The sequence below is a fragment of the Altibacter lentus genome, from assembly GCF_000746845.1.
GTDB classification, from domain to species: domain Bacteria; phylum Bacteroidota; class Bacteroidia; order Flavobacteriales; family Flavobacteriaceae; genus Altibacter; species Altibacter lentus.
In genome coordinates, this window is record NZ_KN050846.1 from 2,232,779 (window position 1) to 2,251,270 (window position 18,492).

Sequence of the window (18,492 nt, forward strand, 5' to 3'; positions counted from 1 at the left end):
GTATGGCTCGATCATGATGATTTATTAAATTAACATCACGTTAGGGTTAACTTTTGTAATTTTGGGCTTTTAATTTTACTATGCGATTACAGGAAATAGACAGAGTAGAAACCATTACCCAGGAAGCATTCCTGAAACACTATTTTAAGCCGCAAAAACCTGTAGTCATCGAACGTTTTATTGAAGACTGGCCTGCATTTTCCAAATGGGATCTTGATTATATGGCAGCAACGGCAGGCGATAAGACCGTCCCGTTGTACGATGACAGACCCGTAGATTACAAAGATGGGTTCAACGAGCCGCATGCAACAATGAAGATGCGCGATTATATTGCGCTGCTAAAGAAGGAGCCTACCAAATACCGAATTTTCCTTTGGAACATCCTTAAAGAGGTCCCACAACTTCAAAAGGATTTTACGTATCCCGATTTCGGACTAAAACTATTAAAAGGGCTTCCTATGCTATTCTTTGGCGGGAAGGACAGCTATACCTTTATGCATTACGACATCGATCTGGCGAATATCTTTCATTTTCACTTCCACGGAAAGAAGCAGGTGATCCTTTTTGATCAAGACCAGAATGATTATTTGTACAAGATCCCACATTCCTTGATCACCCGAGAAGATATCAATTTTGCCGATCCCGATCTCGAACGATGGCCGGCACTGAAAAAAGCCGAAGGCTATATCACGCATCTTGAACACGGTAATGTGTTGTACATGCCGGAAGGTTATTGGCATTATATGCGATACCTAACACCGGGATTCTCGATGAGCTTGCGAGCCCTGGCCCGCAATCCCAAAAATTTAGGAAAGGCGCTGTACAATATATTCTTTATGCGTCACTATGACAATGTGATGCGACGTCTTAAAGGACAAGCGTGGATCGACGCCAAGAATGAGAAGGCTATCGAGCGTACTCACAGAAAGTTGGGGATCATTTAGGAATAAGTTCCCGTATCTTCTCGTACACCAGATCGCTCTCCCAGCCGCGATAGAATAGGTAGTCGGCTACTTTTTTTTTCTTTTTCTGAAGGTCTTTTTCTGAAGCCAGCTGCTTTATTCGTTTTTCGGCGAGATCGTGAAAAGCTGAAAGGTATTCGATTTCGGGGATCTCCCGAAGCGCGAGGGTTATATTATACTGTGAGATCTCCCGAAGTTTCAGTTCGTTGACGATTCTTTTCCTGCCCCATTTTTTAGTACGGAACTTCCCTCTTGCGAACGCCAGGGCAAAGCGGGTCTCATTTAAAAAGTTGTGTTGTAGTAAATGGTGGATAATCTGGTCGATGGCTTGCGGGATCATACGCATCTCTTGAAGCTTGGTATGTACTTCTTTATGACAACGCTCTTGGTAAGCGCAATAGCGTTCCATACGCCGGGTCGCTTCAGTAAGTGAATATGTTTTATAGGTTTTCACCCTGTAAAGTTACATCATTTCGTTTTTTTACAGCGTTCCGGAAACTATGACTATAGTGGTTACCGTTATTTGCCGGATCGTATGGGTTGCGTTAGGGGTAGCAGCGGCATCCTCTCCTTTGCGCCGCAGGCGGGAAGGAGCGATACAGCGGATGACCCGACCCCGACCAAGTGGTAACGCCGGAGGGGGAACGCCCGTATGCTTTTACTAAAAAAAGGGGTATAAAAAAACCCTCCATCGCTAATGCAAAGGAGGGTCTATTATTAGTGAATCAATTCCCCGTTCTTATCGTGGAAATGATATTCAAGATACGTGTAAGCGTCTCTAGGTTGAATTTTCACCCATTTTTTGTGCTCCATGAACCATTTGGTTCGCACAGATGGAAAACCTTTTGTTAAAAAGGCCGCTATAAAAGGATGCGCATTGAGCGTGATCTTTTTATAGTCTTTTTGGAACAGGCGTTTCACCTCTTCGTTGATCTTATCGACCACTATGATTGGCGCTTCGATCTCGCTGCTTTCGTCCCCTCCAATATTGTTAGGGTCTTCTTCGCGAGTTTTAATGTTCATCTCGGGCCGCACACGTTGGCGTGTAATTTGTATCAATCCAAATTTACTTGGCGGAAGGATTTTGTGCTTTGCCCGGTCATCGCTCATTTCATCACGCAGGTGATTGTAGAGTTTTTTACGGTTATTGGCATTGCCCATGTCGATAAAATCGACAACTATGATTCCTCCCATGTCTCGTAAGCGTAATTGTCGTGCCACTTCGGTGGCGGCGATCATATTTACTTCGAGCGCAGTGTCTTCTTGATTCTTGGACTTGTTGCTTCGGTTACCACTGTTTACGTCTATGACGTGCATGGCTTCCGTGTGTTCAATGACCAAATAGGCTCCTTTACTGCCGGAGACCGTTTTTCCAAAAGAAGTTTTAATTTGACGCTCGATCCCAAATTTTTCAAAAATGGGAACTTTGGAGTCATAATACTTTACGATATGCTCTTTATTAGGTGCAATCTCTTGCACATAATCTTTTATTTGTAAATAAAGGGTTTCGTCGTCGATGTGTATTGCCGAAAATGAATCGTTGAATACATCTCGAATCATCGAAGTTCCTCTACTTAATTCGCTCAACACCTTACTTGGGTGGTGAGCCCCTTGTAGCTTTTTACACATCGCTGTCCAGCGATCTGTGAGATTTTGTAAATCTCTATCCAGTTCTGCTACTTTTTTGCCTTCTGCCACAGTGCGTATAATAACGCCAAATCCTTTTGGTTTAATGCTTGTTATCAAGCGTTTTAACCGTTCTTTTTCTTCATTGGATTCTATTTTTTGAGAAATAGAAACACGATCGGAAAAAGGGACCAACACAATGTATCGACCGGCTATGGAAAGCTCGGAGCTAATACGGGGTCCTTTGGTGGAAATGGGTTCTTTTACGATTTGTACCAGAATAGATTGATTGGATTTAAGGGCGTCGTTAATGCCTCCATTCTTATCAATCTCCTTTTCAAATGGGAAATCTTTTAAAGAGTACTCTTTAAGTTTACCTGTGCTTACACGTTTTACGAATTTCAAAAGAGAAAGAACCTTTGGTCCCAAATCATGATAATGCAAAAAAGCATCTTTTTCGTAACCCACATTCACAAATGCGGCATTTAGACCGGGGACGGTTTTTCGGATCTTAGCGAGATAGATATCTCCCACCGAAAACTTGTTGTCCTCTTCCTCTTTATTTAATTCGACTAGTTTTCCATCTTTTAAAAGGGCAAAATCAACTTCTTGTGAACTGGATCTAATGAATAATTCGTAGTTCACTTTTAATTAATTTTTATCCATCCCGATAACTATCGGGACAAATGGATTAAACAAAATTTTATCACAGGTTTTAATAGTTCCTACATATTGTAGGAAAAAACCCGTTGAAACCAACAGCTTTAAGGTAAAAAAGCGGTATGATCTCGTTTTCAAAGAACGTTTTCTAGATACCCGGCGGCAGCCGGGTATTTTTTCTAAACGAAAAAAGTAGTTGGAAAACTACTTTTTCTTGTGGCGGTTCGCGCGTCTTCTTTTCTTGCGCTTATGCGTTGCTACCTTATGTCTTTTTCTTTTTTTACCACTAGGCATACTAACTTTTTTTAGTTGTTCACACGTTGCGAACGGTTATTATTATTTTACTTCAACATTCGTTTTAACGCCTTCTACAAATACTTTTGCAGGTTTGAACGCCGGAATGTTGTGGGCGGGGATCTTAATAGTTGTGTTCTTTGAAATATTTCTGCCGGTTTTCTCGGCTCTTTTCTTAATAATGAAACTTCCAAATCCTCTTAAGTATACATTGTCTCCACTTTCAAGAGAATTCTTCACTTCGTCCATAAAGGTTTCTACTGTAGCTTGAACATCACCTTTTTCCATTCCTAATTTCTCTGAAATTTTCGCTACGATATCTGCTTTCGTCATTCTATTACTTTTTTTAATTATTATGTTAGGTTTATTTTTTCAAGAGGGCAAATATAAGAATTTTAAAATCAATAATTCAAACCATAAACCGTTAAATTATAATTAGATAAAGGCTAATTTTGTCAAATGCCAAAAATCTCCCCTTTTTTTTCTAACAAACTCATAGCGTGGTATTTACAGAATAGAAGAATGCTTCCTTGGCGTACCACTTCCAATCCGTATTTTATCTGGCTTTCTGAAATAATACTACAGCAAACACGTGTTGCCCAGGGACTTCCGTACTATTTAAAATTTATTAAGGCATTTCCTACAATAGAATCGCTTGCTGAAGCCAATGAAGCCGAAATTTTAAAATTATGGCAGGGATTAGGGTATTATTCCAGAGCTCGCAATCTTCACGCTGCGGCCAAGTTTGTGGTGCACGATCTGGAGGGTGCATTTCCCGGAACCTATAAGGAGCTCTTGCAGCTTAAAGGAGTGGGAGATTATACGGCCAGTGCCATTGCTTCTATATGCTATTCGGAACCTGCTGCTGTAGTCGACGGGAATGTGTACAGGGTCCTTTCCCGTGTTTTTGGAGTGGAAACACCTATTAATTCTACTCAGGGCATTAAAGACTTCAAAACGCTGGCACAGGCGTTGTTGGACCCCTCACAGCCCGGTACTTACAATCAGGCGATCATGGAATTTGGCGCTCAATATTGTGTTCCTCAAAATCCGGTTTGCCAAACATGTATATTCAGCGACCGTTGCGAGGCGTACAAGACGGGAAAGGTGGGTCTGTTGCCTGTGAAGTTGAAGAAAAGCACGATCAAAAAAAGGTATTTCAACTATATGGTCATTCTTTCTGAAGACAGACAAACCATATTACAACAGCGTAAACAAAAAGGAATCTGGCAGCAGTTGTATGAGTTTCCTCTTATTGAAACTGCTTCAGAAGTAACGCTGAAGCAATTGCAATCGTTGGAAGGGTATCGTTCTATTTCAGAAGAAATAAACATAACCGCTATTTCACTGTATAATAATGAGCCTGTGGTCCACAAACTTTCGCATCAACACCTGTACACGTGGTTTTGGATCGTGGAATGCTTACAAATACCAGCGAATGCTATTGCTATTTCAAGCATGGACGACTACGCAGTTCCTGTGCTTATTGAAAATTTCATTTCAAATTTTTCCGGCATGAAAAATTGAAAAAAGTCCTATATTTAAAACTCATACTATACCTTTGTACGAATCTAAAAATTAGAAGATCATGAGTGGGACATTAAACAAGGTAATGCTAATTGGGCATACGGGTGATGACGTAAAAATGCACTATTTTGAGGGAGGCGGCAGTATCGGGAGATTTCCACTGGCTACTAACGAATCCTACACCAATCGAACCACAGGCGAACGAGTGGTCAATACCGAATGGCATAACATTGTGGTGCGAAATAAAGCCGCTGAAATTTGTGAGAAATACCTAAAAAAAGGTGATAAGATTTACGTTGAGGGCCGACTAAAGACCCGAAAATGGCAAGATGATCAAGGAAATGAGCGGTACAGCACCGAAATACAATGTACCGATTTTACGTTTTTAACTCCTAAAGGCGAATCGAATGATTCCGGCTCATCTGCAAACCAACATTCACAGAGCGCTACGGAGACTTCAAATGTAAAGAATACCCAACAACAAGCTCCTATTGGAGAGGAAGATGACGATCTTCCGTTCTAATTATTAACGAATACCAACACCTTGGATCTAGAGCCTCCTAGTTTATTGTTTCTTCCTTTAGTAAGTGCTGTCCATATAACCAGTATTGTTCTATTGTTATTACTGTTGCTTTGCTCTGCCCTTATCTCGGGGGCCGAGGTGGCTTTTTTCTCGTTGACCACCAGTGATTTTGAAGGCAATGAGAACAAGGCAATCACTAAGAAGTTGAGCATCGTAGAACGGTTGCTCGCGAAACCAAAGAAACTACTGGCCACGATCCTTGTGGCAAACAATTCCATAAATATCGCTATCGTCCTTTTGTTCGAATCTCTTAGTTCGGTTTGGTTCCAGGGGCTTAACTACAAATTGAATCTCTATTATTTTGAGATCGACTCGGTATTTTTATTAAAGATCGGGGTTGCTACTTTTCTTATCTTATTATTCGGGGAGATCCTTCCCAAAGTATACGCCAGCAGGAACAGGATCTCATTTGCGGTATTGATGGCGTATCCTTTAAATGTGTTGGATACATTGTTTGCTCCGTTAAGTTTGCCAATGCGGGCGGCCACCATTTATATACATGCAAAGTTTGGGAAGCAAAAATCCAATCTTAGTGTAGACCAGTTGTCACAGGCTTTGGAGTTAACCAGAGAAGAAGACACCACCCACGAAGAGCAAAAGATCCTGCAAGGAATCGTTACCTTCGGAAATACAGATACCAAGCAGGTGATGAAGCCAAGGATGGAGATCTTCGCCCTAAATGAAGAGGCTCCCTTTAAGGACATCATGCCGGATATTATCGCACGAGGATATTCCCGTATACCCGTTTATAAGGATAGTATCGATAACATTACCGGGATTCTATATGTCAAGGACCTCATGCCATTTATAGATCGCAAGATATTGGATTGGACCACGTTAAAACGAGAGGCATACTTCGTCCCCGAGAATAAAAAATTGGATGATTTGCTCAATGAATTCAAGGATATGAAAATGCACCTTGCTATTGTTGTGGACGAATATGGAGGAACCAGTGGTTTGATCTCTCTTGAAGATATCATTGAGGAGATCGTAGGGGAGATAAGTGACGAATTTGACGATGAAGACCTTATCTTCTCCAGATTGGATGAGACCACCTTTGTATTTGAAGGGAAGACCCCCTTAAAGGATTTTTACAAAGTGATCGAACTGGAAGACAATCAGCTTTTTGAAGAAGAAAAAGGAGAGTCTGAAACGCTTGCCGGATTCCTCTTGGAGATATCGAAAGGATTTCCGAAGAAGGACGAGGTAATAACATTTCACAATTATGCGTTTACCATAGAAGCGTTTGACAACAAGCGTATCAAACAAGTGAAATTATCCATAAACTAACAGCATGCGTTCTCTTTTATTACTTATTGCTCTTATCCTCTTCAGTTCGTGCGAAGACACTGTTGTGGTTAAACCCAGCGCCGCACTCCGGCTGGAATATCCTGCTCCAAACTATAAAGACGCGGGAGTTGCGTGTCCCTATACGTTTGATATGAATAAGCAGGCATCGCTTGTGCTCAAGAACAATTGCTGGTTGAACTTAGAATATCCCGGCATGAATGCGACCATCTATTTGTCGTATCGAGAAGTGAAGAACAACAACTTGGATTCTCTTTTGTATGATGCTCAAAAACTTACGTACGACCACACTATTAAAGCAGTAGACATCCCCGAAAAACTATTTGTGAATCCGGATAACAAGGTCTACGGGATGTTATACACCATTAACGGAAATGCTGCGACTCAGGCGCAGTTCTATGCTACCGACAGTGTTAATCATTTTGTTACGGGATCTCTCTACTTCAAATCAAAGCCTAATTTCGACTCCATTTATCCGGCAGCGGTGTATCTTCGGAATGACATCCGGCATCTAATGGAAACGCTTACATGGAAAGAATAAGCCTTGTCTAGCTCGTGTTTTGCTGCAATTTTGGATGACTAAATTTCTTCGGAAAAGGTTAATAAAATTTTAATTGGCCCGCCATTCTGAAATATTTTCCCGAAATTTATACCACTTACAAGCATCAAATTATGGGAAAATATTATATAAAATACGGAATTGGAATCGCCATTGCATTAATTGCCTACTTTCTTTTGACCAAACTTTTAGGCTTACATCAATATCCAATTTTAAGTGCTGCCAATGGCGTTATTTTTGGCGCCGGGATCTTGATGGCCATGAAATCATATAAGACAGATAAAACGAATTTCAAATACCAAAAAGGATTTCAGATCGGGCTTTTTTCAGGCGGTATTGCTACTGTTCTTTTTGCCGCGTTCATGTCGCTTTATATCTTCCAAATCGACACCCAATTTGCCGAGGCCATTCTAGATTCTTGGGGATTGAGCTACAATAAAGGGAGTCTTATTGTAATTATGTCTTTGGTGATCATGGGCTTTGCAACCACATTGGTCCTTACATTGGCGTTTATGCAATTACTTAAAGAATCCTGGAATACCAAATCCTAATCACACCCTTTAATTTTAAAGAAACTGTTTGCGGTTTAATTAATTAGAATTATATTTGCACCCGCCTTTGCGAGCACTGTTCGCTTTGGTGAGAAAAACGCTTTTACTGGATTAGTGAAAGCTTTGTATAACTAATTATATAATCGATTACGCTATGTACGCAATTGTAGAGATAGCAGGGCAGCAAGTAAAAGTTGCGAAAGACCAGAAGGTTTTTGTAAATCGTTTAGCTACCGATGAAGGTGACAAGGTCGAGTTCGACAATGTCCTTTTGGTAGGTGACGGTGACAAGATCACTATTGGCGCCCCGGCTATAGACGGCGCTCTTATTGGAGCAAAAGTCGTTAGACACCTTAAAGGTGACAAAGTTATCGTTTTCAAAAAGAAACGTAGAAAAGGATACCAGAAGAAAAATGGTCATAGACAATCCCTTTCTGAGATCGTTATTGAAAGCATTGTAGCTTCAGGAGGAAAGAAATCTACTACTTCAAAAGCGAAGGAAGAGAAAAAAACAGCTCCAAAGAAAGAAGAAGCAACAAAGGCAGCACCGGCAAAAGCCAAGGCTGAACCTAAAAAAGAAACCAAAACTGCCGCTCCCAAAGCTGCTGCAAAAAAAGCAGATAAGGCCGATGATCTAAAGAAGATCGAAGGAGTTGGACCAAAGGCTGCTGAAGCAATGGTCAATGCCGGATTGGACACTTTTGCGAAAGTAGCAAAGGCAAAACCAGAAGCGATCGCAGAGATCCTTACCGAAGCAAGCTCACGTTTGTCACATCTTGTGACAGATACTTGGCCAAAACAGGCTAAGTTGGCGGCTGAAGGAAAATGGGACGAGTTGACTGCTTTACAAGAAAAATTAGACGGCGGGATCGAGAAATAAGCGTTCCGGCTTTTGTATAACACATCCTGTAGCGATACGGGAACATAAAACCGAAAGAAAATGGCTCATAAAAAAGGAGTTGGTAGTTCTAAGAACGGTAGAGAATCAGAATCGAAACGCCTTGGCGTAAAGATCTTTGGTGGTCAAGCTGCTACCGCAGGAAATATCATCGTAAGACAACGAGGAAATACGCACCATCCCGGTGAGAACGTATATGGTGGAAAAGACCACACGTTACACGCCAGAGTGGACGGTGTTGTGAAATTCACCAAGAAGAAGGATAACAAATCCTATGTTTCTATCATTCCTAATGCTGAAGCATAAGAATTGTATTTCTTAAAGAACAAAAAGCCCCAATCTTGTATTGGGGCTTTTTTTATGGGATAAGGTCTTAGTGTGCGGGACGTGTTTCAAACTCTTTTTTGGAGATGGGATGCCGTAATAAGGTCCATTTGGTGTCTTCGGGGTAATGTGTAAAGATAAAATCCTTTGGTGCTGTGCGGTACCAAAATGTATCGGGCTCATAGCCACTTCCATGACTTTTGGCCCAGGTAATATCCAGTAAATACCAGTTCCCATCTAATTTAACCGCATTCCATGTGTGGTTTACTTTATTTCTGTTTGCTTGGGAAGAATACTGCTTGGTGTAACCGTGGATCACTTCCGAAGAAATTCCTACTTGTGCACAGAGTTCTTGAAATAAAAAGGCATATCCGCCACAAAGGGCTTTTTTACGTTCCAAGGCATTCTTGATAATATTTTTTTCTGAAGTATATATGCGTTCTTGCAGGGTAGTACTTGCGCTCAATTCATGATCGTAATCGATCGTTCTCACGATCCACTTAAAAATTGCCAATGCTTTTTCCTCACTTGAGATTGCATTTTTAGTGATAGCTCTCGCCAACTGACCTGTTGTTGTACTTCCTTTTTCCGGCTTCAGCGATTTATTTCCCGTAGCTTGGGCGAAGCTGCTTATTGGTGTATTAAGAATACAAAAGCTAAAAATAAAGATGAGGTAAAACGGTTTCATGTAACACAAATAGTACTTAGATCTAATTGATAACGCAGGAGTTGCCTCTTTATTGAGCATTTTATTGACCTTAACACTGCTATTCTATATGGTTAATAAAATGTTATAACCAATAGCACGGGTCCCTATTTTTTGTAATTTGATTCTATAATCTATAAAACCAATTATTATGAGAAAACTTATTATGTGTGGTGCCCTGGCATCTTCAGTACTATTTTCAAGTTGTTTAGGTTCGTTTAGCGCCTTCAACAATTTAAAGGACTGGAACAACGACCTAAGCGACAGTAAATTTGTAAACAACCTGGTTTTTTGGGGATTGAATATCATCCCTGTTTATTCCCTTTTCTTTGTTGGAGATGTGCTGATCTTCAACGTGATCGAATTTTGGAGCGGGAGTAATCCTATTGCCATGGCCGAAGGAGAGTATGAAACACAGATCGTAGAACACAAAGGCACGAAGCTTGAGATGAAAGCCAGCAAGAACCGCTTTGAGATCGAGATCCTCGACGGGAAACGTAAAGGAGAACGTGTGGACCTTGTTTATAAGCCTTCTGAAAAATCCTGGAATGCTGTGAAGCAGAACGGAGAATTGATCAAATTATCTTCTGTTGAAGAAGGGTTGATCGTATATCACCTTCCAAACGGAGAGCAGATCAAGTTGGACCCTACAACACCACGCGAAGAAGGACTGGCGAAGATCAATAAAGAGGTCTATGACTATAGATAAGGAATGACCGCAGTTGGAAACTAAACCGGAACTATTCTAAAAGAAAAACCCCCAACATGTGTTGAGGGTTTTTTTATCAAAAATTAAAGACCGGGGTACTTTTCCGTCATAATATCTATTCCATCAATAATCCACCAGATACCGAGTCCTCCAAAAGTTAGAATAAATAAAATATTCCACCCTACAGGACTTCCCAAATACCATCGGTGTCCCGCAAAACCACCAAGAAAAAACCAAAGCAACAACGCTGTCGACATTTGTTTTGAAGCAGCAGATGTAGCAGCTGGAGACACAGGCGTTTTTTCTTCATCGGCGACAGTTGTCATTACCGATGTGTCTGCGGAAGTAACAGTTCGCTGAACTGGAAAGGACGCATAACTGGAGCTATAGGTCATTACCATAACAAGCATAGAAAGAATAATTTTTAATCTCATAATTATTTAGTTTTATAGTTATCTTGTGAAGATAAAAATAATTTTTACAAATGTTGCAACGTTATCTGTGCCTAATACTCTTTTTACTTTCTTATGTTACATTATTTGCTCAACAACATAATGAATATCTGGGGGTTATCAAATTAAGTGATAGCTCATTAATTTCTTATAAAATTATCTTTTCTGAAAATAATGGATTCATCACTGGCCACTCTATAACCGATTTGAATGGGCCCCATGAAACAAAATCACTACTTACAGGAACTTTTAATGATGCTGAGAATTTACTTATCTTCAAGGAAAGTGGAATCATTTATACAAAATCATCGATTACTCAAGCTGATTTTTGTTATGTTAATTTCACGGGGAGATTAAAGAAAATTAATAAACGGCAACAAATCAAAGGAACATTTAAAGGTCTTTATAATAATGGAGAAGAATGTGTTAATGGAGAGATTCAACTAGCAAATCTTGAGCGAATAGTGGAACGGGCCGAGAAAGTAGATCGAAAAATCGATAGAAGTATTTTCGTAAAACAAGAAGATAAAGATCGTATTAACATGAAAAAAACTTTGGACACTTTAAGTATGAATTTGATTAATAAAGGAGAAACACTCAGTGTTTTTACGAAAGATCAAAAAGTGACATTGGTTATTTACGATGCCGGAAAGGAAGATGGTGATAGAATTGATCTTGCAATTGCTGGAAGCAAGGTGCTCGACAACTTCACAGTTACTCGAAAGAAAAAAACGATAATGATTGATCTAAAAGATGAGACAACTCTTATTGAAGTGCTTGCACTCAATGTGGGAACTTCAGCCCCTAATACTGTTCGAATTGAAATAATAGATTCGAAAAATTTTATTCGAACACTTACAAACTTAGAAACTAATGAACGTGCCGGAGTTACACTAATTAAAAAATAAACCCTCACTTTTAATAGTGAGGGTTCAAAATTTAAAACTAATTATTTAGTCTAATATCGGTAGTATTCGGGTTTAAAAGGTCCTTCTACTTCCACGCCAATATAATCGGCTTGCTCTTTACGAAGTTCGGTGAGTTCCACCCCAATTTTCTCCAGGTGCAATTTCGCTACTTTCTCGTCCAAATGCTTCGGAAGCATATACACTTTATTTTCGTAGTTGTCACTGTTCTTCCAAAGTTCGATCTGGGCCAACGTTTGGTTGGTGAAGGAGTTACTCATTACGAAACTTGGGTGACCTGTGGCACAACCTAAATTTACCAGACGTCCTTCAGCAAGCAGAATGATATCATTTCCGTCTACCGTATACTTGTCTACCTGTGGTTTGATCTCCACTTTCGAGCTTCCGTAGTTCTGCTTCAGCCAAGACACCGCAATTTCATTATCAAAATGACCAATGTTACAAACAATGGTCTTGTCCTTCATTGCTTTAAAATGCTCGCCAGTAACAATATCTTTATTTCCGGTAGTTGTGATCACGATATCTGCATTGCCTACAACCGTTTCAAGACGTTTTACTTCAAATCCGTCCATAGCTGCTTGAAGGGCGCATATCGGGTCGATCTCGGTCACCGTCACAATAGAGCCTGCTCCTTTAAAAGAAGCGGCAGTTCCTTTTCCTACATCTCCATACCCACACACAACCACGCGTTTTCCTGCAAGCATCACATCAGTAGCACGACGAATAGCATCTACAGCACTTTCCCGGCACCCGTATTTATTGTCGAATTTCGATTTGGTGACACTGTCATTAACGTTAATAGCGGGCATAGGAAGGGTTCCGTTCTTCATACGCTCGTATAAACGGTGAACGCCGGTAGTGGTTTCTTCAGATAAACCTTTAATGCCGTTGGCCAGTTCAGGATATTTGTCAAAGACCATATTGGTAAGATCTCCACCGTCGTCCAAAATCATGTTAAGAGGCTTTCTGTCTTCCCCGAAGAACAAGGTTTGCTCGATACACCAATCAAACTCTTCATCGGTCATACCTTTCCAGGCATACACAGCAGTTCCGGCTGCAGCGATCGCAGCAGCGGCTTGATCTTGGGTTGAAAAGATATTACAAGAGCTCCAGGTTACTTCTGCTCCCAATGCCTGCAAGGTCTCGATAAGAACAGCTGTTTGGATGGTCATATGGAGACACCCTGCTATACGAGCTCCCTTTAGAGGTTGCTCATCTTTGTATTCTTCACGCAAGGACATCAATCCGGGCATTTCTGCCTCGGCCAGTTCAATTTCTTTACGCCCCCAATCTGCAAGGGAAATATCTTTTACTTTATACGCCGTGTAAGGCACTGTTTTAGTAGACATATTACTATATTTGAATTTATATTTTATACGTTTCCGAAGGTTTTTCGGACTGCAAAAATACACATTATCCGCAATATATCATGCCACTTTACAAAACTATAACAGTTGATTCCGGCACTAAAGTGCTCATTTGGAAGATCGAAGAATCCTTCGAAGAACTTTCCGAAGGGATCATCCTTACAAAACATTGTAGAGAACGCGTGGACAACATGAAAAGCGACCTCCACCGTCGTGGATTTATGAGTGTGCGACATTTGCTCGCAGCAGAAGGATATACAGACCATGACCTGTATTATGATGCATTGGGAAAACCGCATCTTAGCGACGGGAAGCATATATCCATAACCCATTCGTTCATCTTTTCAGCTATTATTATCAGTTCTGCCGAAGTGGGTATCGATATAGAGAAGCAACGTGCCAAGATCCTGAAGATCGCACACAAATTCACGCCTATTGAGGAATACAGGACCCTTGCCAATGATGATGCCATCATGCGAAAACTTACCATGGTCTGGGGTGCCAAGGAATCACTTTACAAAAGCTTTGCCCGACCCGGAGTGAGCTTTCTGCAACATATTTATGTAGAGGATTTCCACTTAGAGGACCTCTATTCTACTGCCAATGTACGTTTTGAGGACAAAAAAGAACGCTATTGTGTATGGTTCTTGGAATTTGAAGGCTTCACAATGGCCTATGCCTTAATTGCCGAAGAGAACATGCCATGACGCAAAAGCATTATCAAACCTTGCTCACCCGTATTGCCGAAGGTCACAAATGTTTGGCCGTACTGGTGGACCCTGACAAGTTCGATCTTTCTCATACAGTTTCTTTTCTGAAAACCCTTCCGGAAGAAACCACACATCTCTTTGTAGGAGGCAGCAGTGTCACTAACGGTCACACCGAAGCAACCGTGCTCGCACTGAAGCAACACAGTACGCTGCCAATCTTTTTATTTCCCGGGGATCACACACAGATCACTCCCTCGGCCCATGCCTTGCTGTTCCTGTCCTTATTGTCCGGTAGAAATGCCGAATATCTAGTCGGTCAGCAGGTAAAATCCATTGCACAGTTAAAAACATCCAACCTGGAGATCATCCCAACCGGCTACATCCTACTGGACGGAGGGACCGAATCTGCAGTGGCACGTGTGACGAATACCGTACCTTTGCCGCAGACCGAACTGGAAATAATTGTCCACACCGCTTTGGCCGGAGCCTATATGGGGGCAAAAGTGATCTACCTGGAGGCGGGGAGTGGGGCTAGAGAACCGGTAAAACCCGAAGTGATTTCTGCCGTTAAAGAAATGCTTCAGATCCCCATAATTGTAGGAGGCGGTATTCGCACTGCCAAGGAACGCGAAAAGGCCTTTGCGGCCGGTGCCGACCTTGTAGTAATGGGGACCGCGTTTGAAAAGACATAAGAAAGGCCAAACGCATTTTAAGTGATCAAGTTGACAAGTACCAAGCAAACATAACAATAAAAATACAATGCAAATTTCAGTAGAACTTACCCTTACACCCTTACAGGATGATTTTGAACCTGCCATCATTCAATTTATCAAAAAACTACGCGAATCGGGGTTGACCGTTTTAGAGAATCCTTTGAGCACACAGGTTTATGGAGATTACGATGCCGTAATGAAGGTGCTTCAGAAGGAGATCAAAACAGCGCTGGAAGCGGTAGAGCGCGGACTACTCTACATAAAAATAGTAAAATCCGATAGAAGTGGATATGAACCCCATTTTTGAATTTCTTTTTGGTCAATATTCAGATTACGCACCCATAGACATTGTTCTCGAGATCATTGCGGTTGTCTTTGGGTTCCTTTCGGTGTGGTTTTCAAAAGAGAACAAGATATGGGTCTTTCCTACCGGAATGATAAGCACTGCTATCTTTGTCTACCTGCTATTTAAGTGGAGCCTGCTCGGGGATATGATGATCAACGGATACTATTTTATCATGAGCGTTTATGGGTGGTATATATGGACCCGGAAAATAGATCCTTTGCACGTCACGCCCATTTCTGAAACAACGAGCCAAGAAAAGCAATATTCACTTCTCATCTTTCTGGCAACGCTTGTTTTCGTGTATCTGGTGTATACCGCTTTCGATAAATGGAACCACTGGACAGCCTATGTCGATACCCTTACTACGGCTATTTTCTTTGTGGGAATGTGGCTTATGGCCAAACGTAAGATAGAGAATTGGATCTACTGGATCGTAGGCGACATTATTTCGGTGCCGTTGTATTTCTATAAAGGGTTTACGTTTACCAGTTTTCAGTATCTTATCTTTACCATTATCGCAATCTACGGTTATCTGGCATGGAAAAAACACTTGAACAAGAATCTTCAGACTGCTTAAAAATTGTATTGTTCGGTCCCGAATCCACGGGTAAGACCACATTGGCAAAACAACTGTCAGCTCATTACAATACGCGTTGGGTGCCCGAATATATGCGAACCTACTTAGAAAAGAAGTGGGAGCAGCAGCAAGAGAAGATTACAAAAGACGATCTTTTACCTATTGCTGAAGGGCAGATGAGTTACGAAAACAAGGCGGCCAAAGAAGCCGATAGGTTGCTCTTTTGTGATACTAATTTGCTGGAGATCAAGGTGTATTCGGAATATTACTACGATGGTTTTTGCCCTCCGCTCATTAAAGAATATGCAATAAAAAACCATTATGAGCATTATTTTCTCACCTATATTGATACCCCGTGGGTTTCCGATAATTTGCGGGACAGACCACATGACAGGTCAACTCTATTTCGTATTTTTGAAACCGAACTTCAACACCAAGGTCTCCCCTATACAATTTTAAGAGGTTCCAACACTCAGCGCTTGCAAAGCGCTATTGAACTAATTGAAAAACTATTGAAGGAAACTACATAGCATGCTCACAAATAAAGACCTACAGCAAATAAAGGACCATGGACTTACTGTTGATGCTGTAGTGAAACAACTGGAAACCTTTGTTAGAGGGATTCCTCCGGTTCACATCATCACTGCAGCTTCCAAAGGCAACGGAATAGAGGTTATACCGCAAAATGTCCAGGAAAAATTGATCGCGCGGTACGAAGCCGAAAAGGACGGATTAGAGATCGTTAAATTTGTACCTGCATCTGGAGCGGCCACTCGCATGTTCCAGTTTCTGCACGAATTTTTGGATACCTACGATCCCAAAAACGAAAAGCTCAATACATACTTAAAGGAAGGGGAGCGTAAGGAGTTGACCACTTTCTTGAACGCCCTCAAGGACTTTGCTTTTGTCAACGATGTTAGAAAGGTCATACGTCATAATTATCCGGATTACAAACATTGTAAAAAGGGGCAGCGTTGCTACTATTTTGTAAAGGCAATGCTGGAAAGGGACGGACTTAATTTTGGGAATCTTCCCAAAGGTCTTATCCCTTTTCACAAGTATACTAAATATGCTACCACAGCTTTTGAAGAACAACTCTACGAGAGTGCATACTATGCATCGTCAAAAGATGATGCCTACCTGCACTTTACCTTTAGCGAAGCGCATGTAGGTTATTTTAAGGAGGAATTCAACAACATTCAAAAGCGGGTTAGTAAAAAGACCAAAACACAGTTCCACATTTCGTATTCGTTTCAGAAAAAAGAAACCGATACAATTGCCGTGACCGAAGAGAACAGACCTTTTAGGGATGATAAAGGCAATTTGATCCTTCGGCCCTCCGGTCATGGAGCCTTGCTGGAAAACCTGAATGAAGTAAATGCCGATCTTGTCTTTATAAAGAACATTGATAACGTGGTCGCCGAAGAATATGTCGAGCAGATCGCTTATTTTAAGAAAGTACTTGCCGGAAAACTTCTTTGGCTGCAACAAAAAATCTTTAGCTATTTGGAATATTTTGAGCAGGAGAACGGCGAAGAATCAATTAAAGAGGTCAGCTCCTTTCTCTGGAACGAGTTAAGCATTAAGGATATTCCCAAGACCATACAGGAGTTAAAATACATTTTAAACAGGCCTCTCCGTGTGTGCGGCGTGGTGCGTAATACAGGGGCTCCCGGCGGCGGTCCTTTTTGGGTGAAGTCAGAAACAGGTAATACCACCCTGCAGATCGTGGAAATGGCTCAAATCGATCTGGATGATCCAAGACAAAAAGCGATCGTGAACGAAGCGACCCATTTTAATCCGGTGGATATAGTATGTGGATTGAAAAATTACAAAGGGGAGAAGTTTGATCTTACGAAGTTCACAGACCCGAAAGCAGGATTTATCGCTACGAAGTCGCAACATGGAAAGTTATTGAAAGCACTCGAATTACCGGGACTGTGGAACGGGGGCATGGCGCAATGGAACACCGCATTTGTTGAAGTCCCGTTATCGACCTTTAACCCTGTGAAAACAGTAAATGACCTCCTTCAAAAGGAGCACCGACCTAATGCCTGATGAACACTGAAAAACTCATTAAAGAGTGCGATTTTAAAGCGATGCGAAGTAGCGGGCCCGGAGGGCAGCACGTCAATAAAACTGCTTCGAAAGTAGAAGTCACTTTTAATATAATTGCTTCGGAAGCATTGACTTCCATAGAAAAGGAACGCCTTCAGAAGAAATTGGAATCGAGAATCTCTTCAGAAGGAGCCATACAGTTGCAATGCGGAGAAACCCGAAGTCAGCATAAGAACAAAGCACTTGTGATCGAACGACTTATTGCGCTTTTGAAGAAGCATCTTAAGGTCGCAAAGCCGCGCAAAAAGACAAAACCATCAAAAAGTGCCATGGAGCGCCGACTGAAGACCAAAAAGGAGCAGGCGCTAAAAAAATCGAACAGGAAACCTCCTAGATTAGAGTAAAACCTTATCTTTGTATCACATCTCAAAGGGGTGCCGATTTTGTTTCTGTTCCGAAATAGAAAAAGCTGAGATTATACCCAATGAACCTGGGCGGATAATGCTGCCAAGGGAATAGGACACCAAGTGTCTGCATGATATACCCCTATTAGATCATTTTGGTTCTAATAGGTTTTTTTATGCGAAATCATTATCAATATTTAACCATAGAATAACGCCCCTTTTATTCGTACAA

The 18,492-nt window shown here is 41.3% G+C and carries 24 protein-coding genes; 18 read left to right on the forward strand and 6 right to left on the reverse strand.

Annotated features, from left to right (window positions below; genetic code table 11):
* Positions 1 to 80: 80 nt before the first annotated feature.
* Positions 81 to 944, forward strand: a complete 864-nt coding sequence (locus tag JS40_RS10275) for a cupin-like domain-containing protein (protein WP_034260280.1) — start codon at positions 81 to 83, stop codon at positions 942 to 944.
* On the opposite strand, the gene JS40_RS10280 is transcribed toward JS40_RS10275, so the two are convergent.
* Positions 937 to 1,416: a regulatory protein RecX gene (locus JS40_RS10280; RefSeq protein ID WP_034260282.1), complete on the reverse strand. Its 480-nt coding sequence runs from the start codon at positions 1,414 to 1,416 to the stop codon at positions 937 to 939. The genes JS40_RS10275 and JS40_RS10280 overlap by 8 nt on opposite strands.
* A 46-nt stretch (positions 1,417 to 1,462) precedes the next feature.
* Here JS40_RS10280 and JS40_RS15475 point away from each other — a divergent pair, with 46 nt between their 5' ends.
* Positions 1,463 to 1,627 carry a hypothetical protein gene (locus JS40_RS15475; protein WP_160172968.1) on the forward strand — a complete coding sequence of 55 codons (165 nt, stop codon included), beginning with the start codon at positions 1,463 to 1,465 and terminating at the stop codon, positions 1,625 to 1,627.
* A 52-nt stretch (positions 1,628 to 1,679) separates the two neighbouring features.
* On the opposite strand, the gene JS40_RS10285 is transcribed toward JS40_RS15475, so the two are convergent.
* Positions 1,680 to 3,233, reverse strand: coding sequence for an Rne/Rng family ribonuclease (locus tag JS40_RS10285; protein WP_034260284.1), 1,554 nt, complete (start codon positions 3,231 to 3,233; stop codon positions 1,680 to 1,682).
* 351 nt (positions 3,234 to 3,584) lie between these two features.
* Positions 3,585 to 3,893 (reverse strand): HU family DNA-binding protein, encoded by a 309-nt coding sequence (locus JS40_RS10290; protein ID WP_262482557.1) that lies wholly within the window; start codon positions 3,891 to 3,893, stop codon positions 3,585 to 3,587.
* A 108-nt stretch (positions 3,894 to 4,001) separates the two neighbouring features.
* On the opposite strand from JS40_RS10290, the gene mutY reads away from it, so the two are divergent.
* From mutY to rpmA, 7 genes are all read left to right on the forward strand, one after another.
* Positions 4,002 to 5,069, forward strand: a complete 1,068-nt coding sequence (mutY, locus tag JS40_RS10295; protein ID WP_034260288.1) for an A/G-specific adenine glycosylase — start codon at positions 4,002 to 4,004, stop codon at positions 5,067 to 5,069.
* 61 nt (positions 5,070 to 5,130) lie between these two features.
* The gene (locus JS40_RS10300) at positions 5,131 to 5,592 is read left to right on the forward strand and encodes a single-stranded DNA-binding protein (protein ID WP_034260290.1); all 462 of its coding nucleotides are present in this window, start codon (positions 5,131 to 5,133) and stop codon (positions 5,590 to 5,592) included.
* Between the two features lie 21 nt (positions 5,593 to 5,613).
* The gene (locus tag JS40_RS10305; RefSeq protein WP_034260292.1) at positions 5,614 to 6,942 is read left to right on the forward strand and encodes a gliding motility-associated protein GldE; all 1,329 of its coding nucleotides are present in this window, start codon (positions 5,614 to 5,616) and stop codon (positions 6,940 to 6,942) included.
* A gap of 4 nt (positions 6,943 to 6,946) precedes the next feature.
* Positions 6,947 to 7,501: a gliding motility lipoprotein GldD gene (gene gldD, locus JS40_RS10310; RefSeq protein WP_034260294.1), complete on the forward strand. Its 555-nt coding sequence runs from the start codon at positions 6,947 to 6,949 to the stop codon at positions 7,499 to 7,501.
* Between the two features lie 131 nt (positions 7,502 to 7,632).
* A complete protein-coding gene (locus JS40_RS10315) occupies positions 7,633 to 8,070 on the forward strand; it encodes a DUF4199 family protein (protein WP_034260296.1) in 438 nt (145 codons plus the stop codon).
* Between the two features lie 154 nt (positions 8,071 to 8,224).
* On the forward strand, positions 8,225 to 8,950 hold the full coding sequence (gene rplU / locus JS40_RS10320; protein ID WP_034260298.1) for a 50S ribosomal protein L21: 726 nt from the start codon (positions 8,225 to 8,227) through the stop codon (positions 8,948 to 8,950).
* 60 nt (positions 8,951 to 9,010) lie between these two features.
* Positions 9,011 to 9,274, forward strand: coding sequence for a 50S ribosomal protein L27 (gene rpmA / locus JS40_RS10325; RefSeq protein WP_034260300.1), 264 nt, complete (start codon positions 9,011 to 9,013; stop codon positions 9,272 to 9,274).
* Positions 9,275 to 9,341: 67 nt separating this feature from the next.
* On the opposite strand, the gene JS40_RS10330 is transcribed toward rpmA, so the two are convergent.
* Entirely contained in the window at positions 9,342 to 9,980 is a 639-nt protein-coding gene (locus JS40_RS10330) for a transglutaminase domain-containing protein (RefSeq protein ID WP_034260302.1), read from the reverse strand.
* Positions 9,981 to 10,149: 169 nt separating this feature from the next.
* Between JS40_RS10330 and JS40_RS10335 the strand changes: the two genes are divergently transcribed.
* Positions 10,150 to 10,707, forward strand: coding sequence for a DUF3332 domain-containing protein (locus JS40_RS10335; RefSeq protein ID WP_034260304.1), 558 nt, complete (start codon positions 10,150 to 10,152; stop codon positions 10,705 to 10,707).
* 83 nt (positions 10,708 to 10,790) lie between these two features.
* On the opposite strand, the gene JS40_RS10340 is transcribed toward JS40_RS10335, so the two are convergent.
* The gene (locus tag JS40_RS10340) at positions 10,791 to 11,141 is read right to left on the reverse strand and encodes a TM2 domain-containing protein (protein ID WP_034260306.1); all 351 of its coding nucleotides are present in this window, start codon (positions 11,139 to 11,141) and stop codon (positions 10,791 to 10,793) included.
* Between the two features lie 50 nt (positions 11,142 to 11,191).
* Here JS40_RS10340 and JS40_RS10345 point away from each other — a divergent pair, with 50 nt between their 5' ends.
* On the forward strand, positions 11,192 to 12,067 hold the full coding sequence (locus JS40_RS10345) for a hypothetical protein (protein ID WP_051957557.1): 876 nt from the start codon (positions 11,192 to 11,194) through the stop codon (positions 12,065 to 12,067).
* 50 nt (positions 12,068 to 12,117) lie between these two features.
* On the opposite strand, the gene ahcY is transcribed toward JS40_RS10345, so the two are convergent.
* Complete coding sequence (ahcY, locus tag JS40_RS10350) at positions 12,118 to 13,434, reverse strand: adenosylhomocysteinase (RefSeq protein WP_034260308.1); 1,317 nt, start codon at positions 13,432 to 13,434, stop codon at positions 12,118 to 12,120.
* Positions 13,435 to 13,514: 80 nt separating this feature from the next.
* Between ahcY and JS40_RS10355 the strand changes: the two genes are divergently transcribed.
* The 7 genes from JS40_RS10355 to arfB all read left to right on the forward strand — a co-directional run bounded on the left by JS40_RS10355 (position 13,515) and on the right by arfB (position 18,260).
* Positions 13,515 to 14,159 carry a 4'-phosphopantetheinyl transferase family protein gene (locus JS40_RS10355; RefSeq protein WP_034260310.1) on the forward strand — a complete coding sequence of 215 codons (645 nt, stop codon included), beginning with the start codon at positions 13,515 to 13,517 and terminating at the stop codon, positions 14,157 to 14,159.
* On the forward strand, positions 14,156 to 14,854 hold the full coding sequence (locus JS40_RS10360) for a phosphoglycerol geranylgeranyltransferase (protein WP_034260312.1): 699 nt from the start codon (positions 14,156 to 14,158) through the stop codon (positions 14,852 to 14,854). Before JS40_RS10355 ends, JS40_RS10360 begins: the two co-directional genes overlap by 4 nt.
* Positions 14,855 to 14,921: 67 nt before the next feature.
* Positions 14,922 to 15,182 carry a thiamine-binding protein gene (locus JS40_RS10365; protein WP_034260314.1) on the forward strand — a complete coding sequence of 87 codons (261 nt, stop codon included), beginning with the start codon at positions 14,922 to 14,924 and terminating at the stop codon, positions 15,180 to 15,182.
* Complete coding sequence (pnuC, locus tag JS40_RS10370; protein WP_034260316.1) at positions 15,166 to 15,798, forward strand: nicotinamide riboside transporter PnuC; 633 nt, start codon at positions 15,166 to 15,168, stop codon at positions 15,796 to 15,798. Before JS40_RS10365 ends, pnuC begins: the two co-directional genes overlap by 17 nt.
* Entirely contained in the window at positions 15,759 to 16,328 is a 570-nt protein-coding gene (locus JS40_RS10375) for an AAA family ATPase (RefSeq protein ID WP_034260318.1), read from the forward strand. Before pnuC ends, JS40_RS10375 begins: the two co-directional genes overlap by 40 nt.
* Before the next feature lies 1 nt (position 16,329).
* Positions 16,330 to 17,856, forward strand: coding sequence for a DUF4301 family protein (locus JS40_RS10380; RefSeq protein ID WP_034260320.1), 1,527 nt, complete (start codon positions 16,330 to 16,332; stop codon positions 17,854 to 17,856).
* On the forward strand, positions 17,856 to 18,260 hold the full coding sequence (gene arfB / locus JS40_RS10385; protein ID WP_034260322.1) for an alternative ribosome rescue aminoacyl-tRNA hydrolase ArfB: 405 nt from the start codon (positions 17,856 to 17,858) through the stop codon (positions 18,258 to 18,260). Before JS40_RS10380 ends, arfB begins: the two co-directional genes overlap by 1 nt.
* The last annotated feature ends 232 nt before the right edge of the window (positions 18,261 to 18,492 follow it).